The 15,925-nt window shown below is 60.1% G+C and carries 18 protein-coding genes; 10 read left to right on the top strand and 8 right to left on the bottom strand.

The genetic code is table 11. From position 1 onward, the window contains the following. The first annotated feature begins 84 nt into the window (after nucleotides 1–84). Nucleotides 85–624, top strand: a complete 540-nt coding sequence (locus VD17_RS25315) for a DUF1003 domain-containing protein (RefSeq protein WP_046056205.1) — start codon at nucleotides 85–87, stop codon at nucleotides 622–624. A gap of 7 nt (nucleotides 625–631) precedes the next feature. Here VD17_RS25315 and VD17_RS25310 read toward each other — a convergent pair whose 3' ends face one another. Continuing rightward, a complete protein-coding gene (locus tag VD17_RS25310) occupies nucleotides 632–1,573 on the bottom strand; it encodes a LysR family transcriptional regulator (RefSeq protein ID WP_080932066.1) in 942 nt (313 codons plus the stop codon). Between the two features lie 15 nt (nucleotides 1,574–1,588). Here VD17_RS25310 and VD17_RS25305 point away from each other — a divergent pair, with 15 nt between their 5' ends. Both VD17_RS25305 and VD17_RS25300 read left to right on the top strand, forming a co-directional pair. Continuing rightward, nucleotides 1,589–2,296 (top strand): CTP synthase C-terminal region-related (seleno)protein, encoded by a 708-nt coding sequence (locus VD17_RS25305; RefSeq protein ID WP_046056203.1) that lies wholly within the window; start codon nucleotides 1,589–1,591, stop codon nucleotides 2,294–2,296. After that, nucleotides 2,293–2,616, top strand: coding sequence for an antibiotic biosynthesis monooxygenase family protein (locus tag VD17_RS25300; RefSeq protein WP_046056202.1), 324 nt, complete (start codon nucleotides 2,293–2,295; stop codon nucleotides 2,614–2,616). Before VD17_RS25305 ends, VD17_RS25300 begins: the two co-directional genes overlap by 4 nt. Before the next feature lie 88 nt (nucleotides 2,617–2,704). Here VD17_RS25300 and VD17_RS25295 read toward each other — a convergent pair whose 3' ends face one another. After that, a complete protein-coding gene (locus tag VD17_RS25295; RefSeq protein WP_046056201.1) occupies nucleotides 2,705–3,061 on the bottom strand; it encodes a DUF2025 family protein in 357 nt (118 codons plus the stop codon). A gap of 234 nt (nucleotides 3,062–3,295) precedes the next feature. Here VD17_RS25295 and VD17_RS25290 point away from each other — a divergent pair, with 234 nt between their 5' ends. The 3 genes from VD17_RS25290 to VD17_RS25280 all read left to right on the top strand — a co-directional run bounded on the left by VD17_RS25290 (nucleotide 3,296) and on the right by VD17_RS25280 (nucleotide 6,151). Then, nucleotides 3,296–4,423: a glycerophosphodiester phosphodiesterase gene (locus VD17_RS25290; protein WP_046056200.1), complete on the top strand. Its 1,128-nt coding sequence runs from the start codon at nucleotides 3,296–3,298 to the stop codon at nucleotides 4,421–4,423. Nucleotides 4,424–4,532: 109 nt separating this feature from the next. Continuing rightward, entirely contained in the window at nucleotides 4,533–4,838 is a 306-nt protein-coding gene (locus VD17_RS25285; protein ID WP_046056199.1) for a PepSY domain-containing protein, read from the top strand. 134 nt (nucleotides 4,839–4,972) lie between these two features. After that, a complete protein-coding gene (locus VD17_RS25280) occupies nucleotides 4,973–6,151 on the top strand; it encodes a GAF domain-containing sensor histidine kinase (protein WP_046056198.1) in 1,179 nt (392 codons plus the stop codon). On the opposite strand, the gene VD17_RS25275 is transcribed toward VD17_RS25280, so the two are convergent. Further along, complete coding sequence (locus VD17_RS25275) at nucleotides 6,148–6,585, bottom strand: hypothetical protein (protein WP_046056197.1); 438 nt, start codon at nucleotides 6,583–6,585, stop codon at nucleotides 6,148–6,150. The genes VD17_RS25280 and VD17_RS25275 overlap by 4 nt on opposite strands. A gap of 112 nt (nucleotides 6,586–6,697) precedes the next feature. Continuing rightward, the gene (locus tag VD17_RS25270) at nucleotides 6,698–8,323 is read right to left on the bottom strand and encodes a methyl-accepting chemotaxis protein (protein ID WP_046056196.1); all 1,626 of its coding nucleotides are present in this window, start codon (nucleotides 8,321–8,323) and stop codon (nucleotides 6,698–6,700) included. Nucleotides 8,324–8,598: 275 nt separating this feature from the next. Here VD17_RS25270 and VD17_RS25265 point away from each other — a divergent pair, with 275 nt between their 5' ends. Together VD17_RS25265 and VD17_RS25260 are read left to right on the top strand one after the other, a co-directional pair. Continuing rightward, nucleotides 8,599–9,621 carry a transporter gene (locus VD17_RS25265; protein ID WP_046056195.1) on the top strand — a complete coding sequence of 341 codons (1,023 nt, stop codon included), beginning with the start codon at nucleotides 8,599–8,601 and terminating at the stop codon, nucleotides 9,619–9,621. 199 nt (nucleotides 9,622–9,820) lie between these two features. Beyond that, nucleotides 9,821–11,434, top strand: coding sequence for an inorganic phosphate transporter (locus VD17_RS25260; protein WP_046056194.1), 1,614 nt, complete (start codon nucleotides 9,821–9,823; stop codon nucleotides 11,432–11,434). A gap of 130 nt (nucleotides 11,435–11,564) precedes the next feature. Here the strand turns inward: VD17_RS25260 and VD17_RS25255 are convergent, their stop codons facing one another. Beyond that, nucleotides 11,565–12,002: a multidrug/biocide efflux PACE transporter gene (locus VD17_RS25255; protein WP_046056193.1), complete on the bottom strand. Its 438-nt coding sequence runs from the start codon at nucleotides 12,000–12,002 to the stop codon at nucleotides 11,565–11,567. Between the two features lie 90 nt (nucleotides 12,003–12,092). Between VD17_RS25255 and VD17_RS25250 the strand changes: the two genes are divergently transcribed. After that, complete coding sequence (locus VD17_RS25250) at nucleotides 12,093–12,947, top strand: LysR family transcriptional regulator (protein WP_046056192.1); 855 nt, start codon at nucleotides 12,093–12,095, stop codon at nucleotides 12,945–12,947. A gap of 111 nt (nucleotides 12,948–13,058) precedes the next feature. Here VD17_RS25250 and VD17_RS25245 read toward each other — a convergent pair whose 3' ends face one another. The 3 genes from VD17_RS25245 to VD17_RS25235 form a co-directional block, all read right to left on the bottom strand. Then, the gene (locus VD17_RS25245) at nucleotides 13,059–14,294 is read right to left on the bottom strand and encodes an RNA polymerase sigma factor (protein ID WP_046056191.1); all 1,236 of its coding nucleotides are present in this window, start codon (nucleotides 14,292–14,294) and stop codon (nucleotides 13,059–13,061) included. Next, nucleotides 14,294–14,644: a YciI family protein gene (locus tag VD17_RS25240; protein ID WP_008151161.1), complete on the bottom strand. Its 351-nt coding sequence runs from the start codon at nucleotides 14,642–14,644 to the stop codon at nucleotides 14,294–14,296. The genes VD17_RS25245 and VD17_RS25240 overlap by 1 nt, the downstream gene beginning before the upstream one ends. 80 nt (nucleotides 14,645–14,724) lie before the next feature. Next, the gene (locus tag VD17_RS25235; protein WP_046056190.1) at nucleotides 14,725–15,150 is read right to left on the bottom strand and encodes a YybH family protein; all 426 of its coding nucleotides are present in this window, start codon (nucleotides 15,148–15,150) and stop codon (nucleotides 14,725–14,727) included. Nucleotides 15,151–15,290: 140 nt separating this feature from the next. On the opposite strand from VD17_RS25235, the gene VD17_RS25230 reads away from it, so the two are divergent. Beyond that, nucleotides 15,291–15,776: a GNAT family N-acetyltransferase gene (locus VD17_RS25230; protein ID WP_046056189.1), complete on the top strand. Its 486-nt coding sequence runs from the start codon at nucleotides 15,291–15,293 to the stop codon at nucleotides 15,774–15,776. Nucleotides 15,777–15,925: the final 149 nt, after the last annotated feature.

Raw genomic sequence — 15,925 nt, 5'->3', positions numbered from 1 at the left:
AATAAAACACCGCAATGTGTTTCAGAATGAAACTGACGCTGGGGCTATAGTGAGCCTCAGTCCCAGCGCCATGCAGAGAGCACCATGACCACCACGACTTCCGACACTCAACCCGCCCTCCCCGTCGACCATCTGCGCTTTCATCGCCCCCACGCCCACCTTGCGCCCACGTTCGGCAACGACAAGTTCGCCCTGCGTGCCGAGGCCTTTGCGCGGTTCTTCGGCACGCCGACCTTTCTCGGTGCGCAAACGCTGATCGTGGTGTTATGGGTTTGCCTCAATCTGTTTGGCGTGGCGCACTTCGATCTCTACCCGTTCATCCTGCTCAACCTGGCGTTCAGCCTGCAATCGGCGTATGCCGCGCCGTTGATTCTGCTGGCCCAGACCCGTCAGGCCGCGCGGGACAAAGCCCAGTCCGACGCCGACGCCCTGCACCGCGAAACCCTGGCCGTCGCCAACAGTGAACGTCAGGCGCAAGCGGCACAGAACACCGCGCAACTGCTGGAGTTGCTCGAACAAAACACCCGACTCACCGAAATGACCAAGGCCCTCACCGAACGCATCGAAAGCCTGACCTCGGAAATGCATCAGCACTTCGTGCGCAAGGATCAGCCGAAGGTTTAGCACTCGATCAAGGCAATCGAAGCGCCCGCCCCAATTCATCGAACAACGTCACCACCGAGCGCAAGGCGCGGCAGTCCGGGCGGGTCAGCAACCAGAGCGCCGTGTCGTAACCGTATAGCGGCTCGCTCAACGGTTGCAGCCCGTCACCGATGAGGAAGTCCGGCAATGCCGCGACACCAAGCCCGGCCCGCACCAACTCAGTCACCGACAACATGCTGTTGCAGCGATAACCCGGGGTGACGCCGGGCAACTGCTGACGGCGCCACACGACGGTGGGGTGATCGGGGAGGAAGTCGTCCGGGGCAATCCAGATCAGCGAGGCCAGGTCTTCGGAATCGACCGATTTCAGGTACGCCTCGCTGGCGCAGACTCGATAGGAAACCTGGGCCAATCGCCGCCCCACCAAGTGCTCGGGCGGTGTGCGAGTCAGGCGCAAGGCGATATCGGCATCCCGGCGGCTGAGGTTGGCGAAGTCATTGGAGGTACTCAACTCGAGGGTCAGCGCCGGGTAGCCGGGCATGAACGTCGCCAACGCCGGCAGCAGCAAGCCTTGCAAGACAGAATCGGTGCAGGTCAGGCGCACCGTGCCGCTGATGACTTCACCGCCCTGCTCCACGCCAATGCGCGCCGCCTCCAGCGCCTGTTCGGCCCGCTCAGCTTGCTCGGCCAAGGTTTGCGCCAAGGTGGTGGGCAAGTAGCCGGCGCGGCTCTTTTCAAACAGCTGCTGGCCCAGCGCGGCTTCCAGTCGGCGCACCGCGCGAAATACTGTCGAGACGTCGACCTTCAACAGCGTCGACGCCCGGGCCAGAGAGCCGCCGCGCACCAGCGCGAGGATCAGGGACAGGTCGGGGTAATCCAGTCGATAGTGCGTCGATGCATTGATCAATTGGGATAACGCCAATATTGAGTGCGTGAACGCCAATCTATAGTGGGTGCCAGGAATCAACAAGCGTGGAGCGCACTCATGGAAAACCGCCCAATCCGCATCGCCCTGATCGGCGATTACGACCCGCACGTCACCGCTCACCAGGCCATCCCCATCGCCCTCGGCATGGCCGCTGAACAGGCGAATACAGACGTGCAGTTCCAGTGGTTGGCCACCGACCGCATCAGCGCCGATGCGCCATTGGCTGATTTCGACGGTTTCTGGTGCGTGCCCGCCAGCCCTTACCGCGATATGGACGGTGCTTTGCGGGCGATTCGGTTTGCCCGCGAACAGCAACGACCCTTCCTGGGTACCTGTGGCGGTTTTCAACACGCCGTACTCGAATACGCCCGACATGTTCTGGGCTGGGAAGATGCCGAACACGGCGAGACATCGCCCGATGCGACGCGAGCGCTGATCACGCCACTGACCTGTTCTCTGGTGGAGGCCGTCGACAACATTCATCTGGTTGAAGGCTCGTTGATCGCCGAGGCGTACGAAAGCGCCGAGATTGTCGAGGGATATCACTGCCGCTATGGCGTTAATCCAGCGTTCGAACGTGAGTTGTTGACCCAACAGCTGTGCGCCGTTGGACACGATGCTTCGGGCGACTTGCGGGCGGTGGAACTCAATGGGCATCCGTTTTTCGTCGCGACGCTGTTCCAACCTGAACGCGTAGCACTCAAGGGCAAGCTGCCGCCGCTGGTCCGTGCGTTGGTCGCAGCTTGCAAGAGGCAGAAGTCATGATCGCCAAGACTCCGCCAGCGCCTTACTACGCGGTGATTTTTACTTCTCTGCGCACCGACGGTGATCACGGTTACGAGCAGGCCGCCAAGCGCATGGTCGAACTGGCCCGTGAGCAACCTGGTTTCCTGGGTGTGGAATCGGCTCGGGGTGAAGACGGGCTCGGGATAACGGTGTCCTACTGGGCCAGCGAAGCGGCGATCCTGGCGTGGAAACATCATCCCGAACACAGTGAGATACGCGAGCGCGGGCGGTCGACCTGGTATTCGTCTTGTCATACGCGGGTGTGCAGGGTTGAGCGGGCGTATGCGTTCAAGCAGTGAGTGGTTGTGGTGTTCTCAGGGCCGCCATCGCGAGCAAGCTCGCTCCCACATGGGTTATGTGTCGATCACAAGACCCATGTGGGAGATTCTATGTTGCAGAGCCACCACAGCCACCGCAACAGCTCTGCACCAAACTGCGCACCGCCGAAATCTCTGGCACTTCCCGCCGATTCATGTACACCCGCAACGGCTCGGTGATGTTGATCCGATCATCGATGTTCTGATCCAGCAACAACTGAATCAACTCACGCTTGAGCGTCATGACTTGCGCGGAACCTGGGGCCCAGACGAATTCGCTGGTGGGAATAATGCCGTCATCCGCCACGTCCATGCCGAAGGCGTCTTCGCTGAAACGAACGATGTACTGGCCGGTCTTGCGATTGAGGCCGACGAAGCCTTTGAGTTGGTCGGCGGCCTGGCAGATGAGCTCGGAAGTGATGCGCATGATAAACCTCACAGAAGGTCGCAAAGGACCGGTGATCGATGGTTTACACGCAGGGCAAGCGGATGGGCGTTCCCTCTGCCGGGGTAACTGCCGGGGCCAAGAGTACTGCAAAGAAGCGCACAAAAGCGCTGAAAAAATCTGCTTTAAACACGTTTATGTCGGTCTGGCGATAGCGCAAGCGGCGCTCAGTTGTTAAAAGATACGTCTTTGAAAATCTGCGAAAGGACCTCGACCATGCCTGTTACCTTCACCAAGAGTGCCCTGCTGCTGAGTCTGATGCTGGGTCTCGGCCAGGCACAGGCCGCCAGCGAGCCAAGCCCCACCGCACTGGCCACCCGCATGGGCATTCCGCATCCGGCCGTGATCGCCCACCGTGGCGCGTCCTTCGATGCACCGGAATCCACCGCCGCCGCCTACAAACTGGCCCGCGATCTGGGTGCCGATTACCTGGAGCTGGACCTGCAACGCAGCAAGGATGGCGTGCTCTTCGCCCTGCACGACAACAACCTGCAACGCACCACCGACGTCGCCAGCAAATTCCCTGAACGCAAGGACCGCCCGGCCAACGAGTTCACCCTCGCCGAGCTGAAAACCCTCGATGCCGGCAGCTGGTTCAACACCGCCTACCCGGATCGCGCGCGTCCTGCGTACGTCGGTCTGAAAGTTCTGACCCTCGACGAAATCATCGATATTGCCCAAGGCAACCCGCTGCACAAGCCTGGCCTGTACATCGAAACCAAAGAGCCGAAGCAGTTTCCCGGGATCGAGCGCGACCTCAAGGAAAAACTCCAGGATCGCGGCTGGTTGAGCCCGGCCGGTTCGAAACTGGCGAAGAGCGATCTGGCGGTCGGCCAGGGCAAAGGTAAAGTCGTGCTGCAAACCTTCGAGAAGAGCAGCCTCGAACTGCTCGAGAAAGAAATGCCGAAAGTGCCGAAAATCCTGTTGTTGTGGGTCGGTGAAGGCAGTATCGAGCCGAAATCCAAGGTGACGTTTGCCGAGTCCGGCGACAAGGACAAAGCCACTTACTACGCCAAACAGCAACCGAAAGACAAAGCCGAGTTCCAGCAATGGGTCGAGTACGCCAAAGCCCAGGGCGCGATCGGCACCGGCCCATCTGCCGCGCTGACCAAGGGTGGCGATCAGAGCTATTCGGACCTGGTGCAACCCTGGATGAACCAGTACACCCACGATCAGGGCTTATTGGTGCACGTGTACACCATCGACGATGCCGTGGATTACCAGAAAGTCATGGACGCCGGCGTCGACGGCATCTTCACCAACCGCGCCAGCGAACTGCTCAAGTTCTACAAACGCCCGGCGGCGGCCAGTGTTGCGCAGTTGCTGCAGAACAACGGTTACTGATGAAAGAGGGAGCGATCTTCGCTCAGTCGCGCTCGGAGAATTAAGGGTGGATTAAGTTGCGCCGGTTAGCCTGATCCCACTTAAACAGCTCATCCAAGGATAGAACCTCATGAACACCCTGACTGCCCTGTTCACTGCCGCTGCGCTGACCCTCACCGCTGGCCTGGCCCAAGCCGATGTCCGCGTCGACCAGATCCCCGAGCTGGTCAAAAACGGCAAGATCAAGCCATTGGAAGAAATGAACCAGGCTGCGCTGAAACTGCATCCGGGTGCGACCATCACCGACACGGATCTGGATAACCATTTCAACAACTATAAATACGAAGTCGAACTGAAAGCCGCTGACGGCACCGAGTGGGACGTGGATTTCGATGCCGCCACCGGCAAAGTCCTGAGCGACAAACAAGACACCTGATGCACAAACACCAAGCCGCACGATCTTCGGATCGTGCGGCTTTTTTGCACGTCAAATTCAGGTAATCAAGTTGCGCCAACGCCGCGTCAGCCCGCTAGAATCCCACCACACTGTTCATGCAGGGATAGATTGAAATGGGGCAAGCAGCGGCAGCAGATATCGCCACGATCGGTCGGATCAGCGCGGTGCCAGCGATTCTTCAAGTGATCCGAGAACTGACGGGGCTGCGCTTCGCCGCCGTGGCCCGGGTCACCGAAAATTCCTGGACGGCGTGTGCTGTGTTTGATCAACTGAATTTCGGTTTGCAGGTCGGCGGCGAACTGGATCTTGTCACGACCCTGTGCCACGAAATTCGTCAGTCGCATCATTCGGTGGTCATCGACAAGGCCAGTGAAGACCCGCTTTACCGCGATCACCACACCCCTCGCCTCTATCAGTTCGAAAGCTACATCGCCGTGCCGATTTTCCGCACCGATGGACGCTTTTTCGGCACCATCTGCGCCCTTGACCCCAACCCTGCGAACCTCAAATCCAGCACGATCCAGAGCACCATGGAGTCCTTCGCCCGAATGTTGGCGCTGCAGATCGAGGCCGAAGAAAACCTGCAAAAGACCGAAGCAGCGCTGCGCAAGGAACGGGAAACCGCCGAGCTGCGCGAACAGTTCATCGCCGTGCTCGGGCATGATCTGCGCAACCCCTTGTTCGCCATCAGCGCCGGCGCCGAAATGCTCCTGCGCAAACTACCCGATCCGGCGAATCAGCAGCGGGCTAGGCAAATTCTCACCAGCGCCCGCCGTGCGGCCAAACTGGTCGATGACGTTCTGGATTTCGCTCGCGGCTCTTTGGGTCGTGGCATTCCCGTGAACATCGAGCCGTGCCCGGATCTTGAGGATGCATTGCGGCACGTGATTTCTGAAGTTCAGAGCGTCCATCCCGACCGCCCCCTTCAATCGTCCATCGACGACCTGCACGGCGTTCAGTGTGATCGCGAGCGGGTCGCGCAGTTACTCTCCAATCTGGTGGCGAACGCGGTTGCTCATGGCGATCCCGACGGCCCGATCGAAATCAGCGCGCAGATCAATGAGGGACAATTCGTGCTGAGCGTGAACAATCAGGGGGTGATTGCGCAGGATACGCTGCCCCATCTGTTCCGGCCCTACTCGCGATCGGCCAGCGGAAAACCGCAGGCCGGCCTCGGGTTGGGGTTGTACATTGCCAGTCAGATTGCGCAGTCCCATGGCGGAAAACTGGATGTGGTCTCGACCGAGCAACAGGGCACGACGTTTACTTTCAGCCTTCCAGCACGGAGTTAAGCGCTCGTACTGACCAAGGAGCCGGAGGTACTGCCACCTTCATCCTGCAACGCCTGCAACAACGCCGCCGTCGCGGTCTGCAACGAAGCTGAAGTGGCCGCCATCTGCGACTGAGCCGCCGCGACGTCCGCCGCTTTGGCTTCGGCGCTTTCCTGTTTGGCCTGGGCCGCTTGCAGTTGCTGTTGTTGTTCCTGCAATTGCTTTTGCAGCTCGGCGATCTGCTTGCGCAGTTCTTTCACCGTATCGGATTCTTCGCTGCTGCTGGCACTGCTGCCGCTCGCTGCAGGGGCGCCGCCGGCGGATACCTTGGTGGTGTCGCTGGACGCCTCAGCGGTTGCCGTGACTGACGTGTCTTCGGTGCTGTCGCTGACGGCAGTCTTGTTCGAAGCAGTCGTGGCTGTCGGGGTGATCGAAACAGAAGTGATGCTGACCATGGCGGTTTTCCATTGGGTTTATGGGATTACCGTGGTCATCGACATCGATACTGCGGACTTGAGATCGACTGTGTACCGACTCGGTAAGTAAACCGGTACACAGCCCTTCCCGTTACGCGCTTAAACGTGCCGTTACTTCATTCAACTGCCCCGACAACCCGTGCAGGTTGTGGCTGGCCGCTTCGGTGCGCTGCACGTTATCCAGATTGGTGCTGGCGATGCTGGTGATCTCGGTAAGGTTGCGCGAGATGTCTTCGGCCACCGACGTCTGCTCTTCCGCGGCGGTGGCGATCTGGCGGTTCATGTCGCGGATGGCTTCCACGGCAAGGGTGATGCGCTCCAGCATGGCGCCGGCCTGAGTCACTTGCTCGACACTTTCCTCACTGCGCGACTGACCGCTTTCAATCGCCTGAGCGGCGTCCACCGCACCGGTTTGCACCGTTTGAATGATCTGGTTGATCTCGATGATCGACGCCGCCGTGCGCTGGGCCAGGCTGCGGACTTCATCGGCCACCACCGCAAAACCGCGCCCGGCTTCACCGGCACGGGCTGCTTCGATGGCGGCATTGAGCGCCAGCAGATTGGTTTGCTCGGCGATGCCGCGAATCACTTCCAGCACCTTGCCGATGCGCCCGCTGTCGGTTTCCAGACGACGGATGACCGTGGCGGTATTGGCGATTTCGCCGCGCATTTGGGTGATGGTGTGAATGGTGCCCTGCATGACCTTTTCGCCCTGCTGGGCTGACTGGTCGGCATCATCGGCGGCACGTGCCGCATCGGCAGCGTGACGTGCGACTTCTTGCGCGGTAGCGGACATTTCGTTCATCGCCGTGGCCACCTGATCGGTGCGGTTGAACTGTTCGTTAGTGCCGCTGGCCATCAGGGTGGCGATGGAATTCAGTTCACCGCTGGCACTGTCCAGATCCGAGGCGCTGCGCTGCAAACGGCTGAAGGTTTCGGCAAGAAAATCGCGCAGGGTATTGGCGGCCATCGCCAGTTTGCCCAGTTCGTCCTGACGGGTGCTGGCCACGCGTTCGGCAAACTTGCCTTGGCTGAGTTGCGCCACGTACTCGATCAGTTTGCGAATCGGTTCCACCAGGTTGCGGTTGATCAGCCACAGACTCAACAGGCCGATCAACAGACCCGAGGCGAGCATCACTATGATCCCCAGCAACACGGTGCGTTCGGCGTCGGCGCTGATCAGTTTCGATTGCTCGGCACCCTGCTTGCGCAATTCGCTGACCAACTCGCTCATCTGATCGCTGGTTGCGCGATCCACACCTTTGACCGCCGTGTCACCAGCCGTTGGCTCGGCGCCTGCCGCCACGTAGGCGTCACGGCCCTTCTGATAAGCCGCGCCCAACAGACGATGTTCGTCCCGCAGGCGTTCGATACGAGTCTTGAATGACGGCTCGATACCCTTCTGTCCGGCCAGTTCACCGAGGATGCCCTGCACGTCGCGCTGACGGTCTTCGAATTGCTTCCAGTATTTGTCCAGATCCGCAGGCTGCTTGCCGCGTAGCAGGACGTTTTTCCACTCCTGTACCTGCACCTTGAATTGCAGGTTGGCTTCATCGATCAATTGCGAGGTGTGCAGCGGGCCTTCGATCAAATTCGCGTAGCTCTGAACACCGCTGGACAGAAAGTGAAAGCAGGCCAGGGCGATCAACAGCATCGCGAACAGACTGCCGCTCAGCAGGGCGAGAATTTGCGTTCTCAAAGACTTTTGCAAAAACATCGGGAGGTACTCATGACAGGAATGAGGCACGCCGGGTGAGGCGTGAAAGAAGTCCGGACATCCCTGTCTGCGACCTTGGTTCGTGACCAAAGCCGTGCAAGTTAACGTCAGCGTAATCGGCGTCCCAGAGCCGTTCTTGAATGAATTCCGACCATCGGTACGGCCACTATTTAGCCGCCATCCAACTGTCACAAAACCGTCAAAACTCCTTGCGATGATGCGGCTCAAGTGAACCTGTGAAACCCGCGACAGGCGCCTCCTCACAGCGAGACCTCATGAACCACAGCATCGACCAAAGCCATCGCGACACGGACCTGTTCGGTCTGCTGTACGGTTTCAGTTTTCGCCCCGGCGAGCGCGGGCGGGAGCTCGATTCGGCCAAGGCCTTGCAGTGTCTGCAGCACCCCGGCGACAACGACGAATTTCTCTGGCTGCACCTGAATCTGGCCCACGCCGCCTGCGAACGCTGGATGAAAAGCCATCTGGAATTGCCCGACGAATTTTTCGAAGCGCTGCATGAGGGCTCCCGTTCGACGCGCATCGAGCATGTGGATTCGGCGTTGCTGGCGGTGGTCAACGACGTGGTGTTCAACCTCAGTAGCATGGTCTCGTCCGATGTGTCGACGTTGTGGGTCTGCGCCCGCAGTCGGCTGATCGTCAGCGCACGCCTGCAACCGCTGCACTCGGTGGACAAGCTGCGCTCGTCGGTGAAGGCCGGTGAGTGCTTTCGCTCGCCGCTGGAGTTGCTGGTGCATCTGCTGCGCGATCAGGGCGAAGTGCTGACCCAGATCGTGCGCAAGACCAGCCTCAGCGTCGATCAGATCGAAGATGAGTTGCTGTCCTCGCGGCTGTCGACCAACCGGGCTGAGCTGGGCGCCAACCGACGGGTGCTCGTGCGCCTGCAACGCTTGTTGGCGCTGGAACCGGGTTCGTTGCTGCGCCTGCTCAATCGCCCGCCGCAGTGGTTGCAGAAGGAGGACGTCAAGGAGCTGCGCAAATCCACCGAGGAGTTCGCGCTGATCATCAACGACCTCACGGCGCTGGGCGAACGGATCAAGCTGTTGCAGGAAGAAATCGCCGCCAACCTCAACGAACAGAGCAACCGCACGCTGTTCACCCTGACCGTGGTCACGGTGCTGGCGTTGCCGATCAACATCATCGCCGGGTTCTTTGGCATGAACGTTGGTGGGGTGCCGCTTTCCGGCGACCCGGAAGGGTTCTGGATTCTGGTGGCATTGGTCGCGACGTTTACCGTGATCGCCGGGCGTTGGGCGTTTCGCAAGCGACAGGATTATTAGGATCAAAGGATCGCAGCCTCGTTTCACTCGACAGCTCCTACATTGGAATGCGATCCCCTGTAGGAGCTGTCGAGTGAAACGAGGCTGCGATCTTTTGATTCTGCCTTTAAAAACCCCAAACACTGACCCAGCGCAGCCTCTCTGTAACATTCAGCAACGATCATGGGCGACACTCCCTCTCCCCTCAGGATTGTCCGTCATGGCTACTCCTTCCTTCTCCGCCGCCCAGGCGCCCGCCAGTAGCGCCAAACCGCAACTCGATAAAAAGCCCGGCCTGCTGACCATCGTGATTTTCTTCGCCGTGCTGGGCAGCGGGCTGTTGTTCACCGCCTACAGCCTGATGCACGACATGAACGAACTCGGCACCGTGGTCACCACCTGGACGCCGTTTCTGCTGTTGGGCGTTGCGCTGCTGATTGCCCTCGGCTTTGAGTTCGTCAACGGTTTCCACGACACCGCCAACGCCGTGGCCACGGTGATTTACACCAACTCCTTGCCGCCGAATTTCGCGGTAGCCTGGTCCGGGTTCTTCAACTTCCTCGGGGTGCTGTTGTCCAGCGGCGCGGTAGCGTTCGGCATCATCGCCCTGCTGCCGGTGGAGCTGATTCTGCAAGTCGGTTCCTCCGCCGGTTTCGCGATGATCTTCGCCCTGTTGATCGCCGCGATCCTGTGGAACCTCGGCACGTGGTGGTTGGGCTTGCCGGCGTCTTCGTCGCACACCCTGATCGGCTCGATCATCGGCGTCGGCGTGGCCAATGCCCTGATGCACGGTCGCGACGGCACCAGCGGCGTAGACTGGGCGCAGGCAACCAAAGTCGGCTATGCGCTGTTGCTGTCGCCGCTGATCGGCTTCGCGTTTGCTGCGCTGTTACTGCTGGCTTTGCGGGCTTTCGTGAAGAATCGTGCGCTGTATAAAGCACCCAAGGGCGACACTCCGCCACCGTGGTGGATTCGCGGCATGCTGATCCTGACTTGCACCGGCGTGTCTTTCGCCCACGGTTCCAACGATGGCCAGAAAGGCATGGGCCTGATCATGCTGATTCTGGTCGGTACGCTGCCGATGGCTTACGCGCTGAACCGCACCATGCCGGCCGACCAGGCGCTGCAGTTTGCCGCCGTGGCTGAAGTCACCCAGCAAGCGCTGGTCAAAAGTGCGCCGCTGCCCGCGCCGGCCGACCCGCGTCCGGTACTGTCCGATTACGTGCGCAGCAAGGAAGTCACACCACAACTGATCCCCGCCCTCGCCGCGTTGACCGGCAATATCGGGAACGAAGTGAAGGGCTACGGCTCGCTCTCGAAAGTCCCGGCCGAGGCCATGGGCAACGTGCGTAACGACATGTACCTGACCAGCGAAACCATTCGCCTGATGGACAAAAACAAGGTCGGCAACTTCGACGCCGACACCACCAACAAGCTGCAACTGTTCAAGCAGCAGATCGACAACGCCACGCGGTTCATTCCGCTGTGGGTAAAAATCGCGGTGGCCATTGCCTTGGGGTTGGGCACCATGGTCGGCTGGAAACGTATCGTGGTGACGGTCGGCGAGAAGATCGGCAAGACCCACCTGACTTACGCGCAAGGCGCTTCGGCGGAAACCGTCGCGATGCTGACCATCGGTGCGGCGGACATGTTCGGCCTGCCGGTCTCAACCACTCACGTACTGTCATCGGGGGTGGCCGGGACCATGGTCGCCAACGGCGGCGGCTTGCAGATGAAGACCATCCGCAACCTGCTGATGGCCTGGGTGTTGACGTTGCCGGCGGCGATTCTGTTGTCGGGCAGTTTGTATTGGTTGTTCACCAAGCTGTTCTAAGGTCAGGTGGTGTTTTTGTAAATGCCATCAATATCAAAAGATCGCAGCCTCGTTTCACTCGACAGCTCCTACAGGGATCGCATTCCAACGTAGGAGCTGTCGAGTGAAACGAGGCTGCGATCTTTTGCTTTTATCCCGAGACAGCCTGGCGCATCACCACCCGCTCGCGCACCACGTCATAGACCCAGTGGTAGACGTAGGTGTACGGCAGGAAAAACAGCAACACGCCGATATCCAGCACGAACGCTTGCCACAGACTGACCTTTAGCCACCAGGCGATCAACGGCACACCCACCGCGACCAGACCGCCTTCGAACAACAGCGCATGGACAACACGTACCCACGCGTTGTGCACGATGTCGTAGTGTTTGAGCGCACGGTCGAACAATCCGTTGAAGACCACGTTCCAGACCAGGGCAAGTGCCGCAAGTGCCATGGTCACGACGCCCATGTCGAGCATCGGTTTGTCCATGATCCACGCCAACAACGGGGTACAGATCAGGATGGCCAGCAATTCGAAACCAATGGCCTGGAAAATACGTTCAGTGATGGATTTGTGGGTGCTCATGGCCAGACTCCTCTGAGTGACTGTGGTTGCCATGATCCTTCTTCATACCGATACTTCATAACCAATAACCATCGATCAAGGCGATAGTTCATGGCCTCTCAAGAAGTGTTGCAGGCGTTTGTACAGGCAGCGACTCAAGGCTCGTTTTCCGCCGCAGCGCGCAAACTGGGCCGCAGTCAGTCGACCATCAGCGCCGCCGTGGCCAGCCTTGAAATCGACTTGAACCTGACGCTGTTCGACCGCAGCAGCCGCAAACCGAGCCTGACCCCGGCCGGGCACGTGATGCTGCAACGGGCCGAGGAAATCCTGGCCGCCACCAGCCGACTGGAAATGACTGCCAGCCAATTGTCCCAAGGGGTCGAGCCAAAACTGACCGTGGCGATTTCCGACACGTATCAGTCCGACCGATTCGAAGCGGCGCTCACTGCTTTCGAGCAGCGTTATCCGGATCTGGAACTTGAATGCCTGATCGCCGAGTGCGATGACCTGATGGCCTTGGTGCAACGGGGTCGGGCGCATGTGGCCTTCGCCGAAAAGCAAGACAGTTACCCGCCGGACCTGGTCAGTTCAACCGTCGAGGAACGGACCGAGATTGCTCTGTTCGTGTCCCGCGAGCATCCGTTGGCGGCGCTGAACCACATCGATCAAGACGTGCTGCAACAACACCGGGAGCTGCGTCTGGCGACGATCGTCAATCCGTATGAAAGCCGTGCGAAGGGGCGCGTCTGGTCGGCGCCGAGTTATCTGATGCTGCTGGAAATGGCCCAGGGTGGATTCGGCTGGGCACCGTTGCCGCGGTGGCTGGTGGAGCGATTTGGACCAGGGACGTTGCAGGAACTGGAGGTGCGCGGCTGGCCGAAACCGGTGTTCGTCGATGCACTGTGGTCGCGGCTGCACCCGCCAGGGCCGGCGGGGAGTTGGTTGCTTGGCAAGATGTTGGAATAGCGGTGCCACCATCGCGAGCAAGCTCGCTCCCACAGTTGACCAAGTTCCTTCAACAGAAATGCGGTCGAATGTGGGAGCGAGCTTGCTCGCGATGGGGCCCGCAAGATCACATCACTCCAACGCCCGCAACCGGCCCTCGATAAACCGCCGCTCCGGCACTTGCTGCGTCAACTCCAACGCCCGCTCATAAGCCGCCCGCGCCTCATCAATCCTTCCCAGCTGCCGACAAAACTCCGCCCGCGCCGCGTGCGCCAAGTGGTAATCCAGCAAATCCCCCCGCGCCAGAATCCCTTCAACCAACGTCAGCCCCGCCAACGGCCCATCCCGTTTGGAGATCGCCGCCGCACGGTTCAGTTCGATCACTGGCGAAGGCGCCGCCCGCAACAGCACGTCATACAGACCCACAATCTCCAGCCAGTCCGTTTCCGCCGCCGTGGGCGCTTCGGCATGCGACGCCGCTATCGCTGCTTGCAGGCAATACGGACCGAATTGCCGAGTCGTCAGCGCCCGCTCCACCAATGCGCAACCTTCTTCGATCATTGAAGCGTCCCACAACGAACGGTCCTGCTCATCCAGCACGACCAACTCCCCGCTCGCCGACGTCCGCGCCGGGCGTCGGGACTCGTGCAACAGCATCAGCGCCAGCAGCCCCATCACCTCGGGTTCGGGCAGCAGTTCCATCAACAGACGACCGAGCCGAATCGCCTCGCGGGTCAAATCCTCACGGGTCAGTTCCGCGCCCATGGACGCCGAATAGCCTTCGTTGAACACCAGGTAAATAACCCGCAGCACGCTGTCCAGGCGCTCGGGCAATTCCGCCAGGGTTGGCACTTGATAAGGAATTTTTGCGTCACGGATTTTTGCTTTAGCCCGCACGATACGCTGGGCAATGGTCGCTGGCGCCGACAGAAAGGCCCGGGCGATTTCTTCCGTGGTCAGGTCGCAGACTTCCCGCAGCGTCAACGGCACCTGGGCGTCCGCCGCGAGTGCCGGGTGGCAACAGGTGAAGATCAGGCGCAGGCGATCGTCTTCCACGTCTTCGTCACTCCAGTCGGCCTGCTCCAGCGCCTCCAGTTGAGCGATCAACATCGGTTGCGACGCGATGAAGCGTGCACGCCGACGCAACACATCGATGGCCTTGAAGCGCCCCGTGGACACGAGCCAGGTGCGCGGATTGTCCGGCACACCGTCACGCTGCCAGCGCTCGACCGCGACGAAAAACGCCTCGTGCAAGGCTTCTTCGGCGAGGTCGAAATCGCCGAGCAAACGGATCAGGGTCGCCAGAATCCGCCGTGAGTCCTCGCGGTAAACCTGCTCAACCTGCGCTCGTACCGACTCGGCCGACATCAGGCGCCGGGATTCAACTGGCGAACGGGACGTACCTCGACACAGCCGACCCGGGCCGCCGGGATGTTGCCGGCGACCTGGATGGCTTCATTGAGATCCTTGGCATCGATCAGGTAAAAGCCGGCCAATTGCTCCTTGGTTTCGGCGAACGGGCCGTCGGTGATAGACATTTTCCCGTTGCGCATGCGCACGGTGGTCGCGGTCTGCACCGACTCCAGCGCCTCGGCGGCGACCATTCGACCGCTGCCCTGGATCGCCTCGGCGTAGGCCATGCATTCAGCGTCATTCGGGCTTTCGGGCAACGAGTGCAACTCGTGCTCGTTGCTGTAGACCAGGCATAAATACTTCATGGGGCTCTCCTGAATCGAACGGATCAACTATGGCTGCTGATTGACGCTTTCGCGACATTCCCGACGAATCGGCCTGACGCTCAGGGTTCCAGGTTGAACAGCACCGTGCCGCTCATCATGTCGAACGGGGCCGACCAGTGTTCGTGGACGATGCGCCAGTGCCCATCGTCGCGCCGATAGCAGGCAGTTACGCGCATCCAGCAGGCCTGGGTTTCGCCCTTCTCGTTGGTGCCGCCGCAATGGGCCAGCCAATGGGCGAAGGCGATGTGCTCGTCCGCGACGATGTTCATATGGTCGAAGTCGAACGTGTGCGCGCCCTGGCACATTTCCATGCATTCCTGCCAATGCGCGCGGTAGGCAGCTTTGCCCCGAAATTGCAGGGCTTTGACCGCGTCATAGGAGACGATGTCCTCGGCATACAGGGGCATGAGTTTCTCGACATCCTTGGCGATGACCGCCTGACGATAGGTGTCGATCAAGGCCTGGATTTCGTGGGTAGCGTTCATGGTGGTTCTCCGTGGTTTTTGTTGTGAAGACACCCTTAGTCGTCTGGCAAAAAGCCAAATCGACAGTCAAATAAAAAATAATCCATGGACGCAAACTCGTTAGAATTCGAAACACATTTTGTTGGAAAAAGGACACTCCAGTGACAGCCCGACTCGTGCCTTACGACAGCCTGAACGCGCTCCAGCGCCAGCAGGTCGAGGCCATTGAAGTTCATAAAGAACAAATCAGGTTCTCCGGCGACATCCACGGTGCGTTGCACACCTTGCTGTCCAAACCCGGCCCCGGCGTCAAAGGATTCGCCCTGCTGGCCGAGGATGTTCCCGTGGCCTTTCTGCTGCTCAAGCGCCCGCCCGTGCTGCCGGCGTGGGCCGATGAACACAGCGCCACCCTTCACGCACTGCAAGTCGATCATCGGGCTCAGGGCAAAGGCTATGGCAAGGCCTGTCTGCAAGCCCTGCCCGACGTGGCGCGTCAGGCGTTTCCGGAAATCAAGGGGCTGGAGTTGTCGGTGGATGCGGATAACGCATCGGCCATCGCGCTCTACGCAAAATTCGGCTGGGTCGACAGCGGCGAAGCCTACAGGGGCCGGATCGGTTACGAACGGCGCATGGGTCTGATTTTCTGAGGTGCTTATGCTCAACAGCAGCGCCGGCTCGGGTGCGCGACAGCCTCTACTGACACAACGCAAATCAATGTGGGAGCGAGCTTGCTCGCGATGACGATGGCACATACAACATTGATGTGACTGTCAGATCGCCATCGCGAGCAAGCTCG

The organism is Pseudomonas fluorescens, assembly GCF_000968015.1.
GTDB lineage: Bacteria > Pseudomonadota > Gammaproteobacteria > Pseudomonadales > Pseudomonadaceae > Aquipseudomonas > Aquipseudomonas fluorescens_W.
This window is presented reverse-complemented; position numbering and strand designations above follow the sequence as displayed.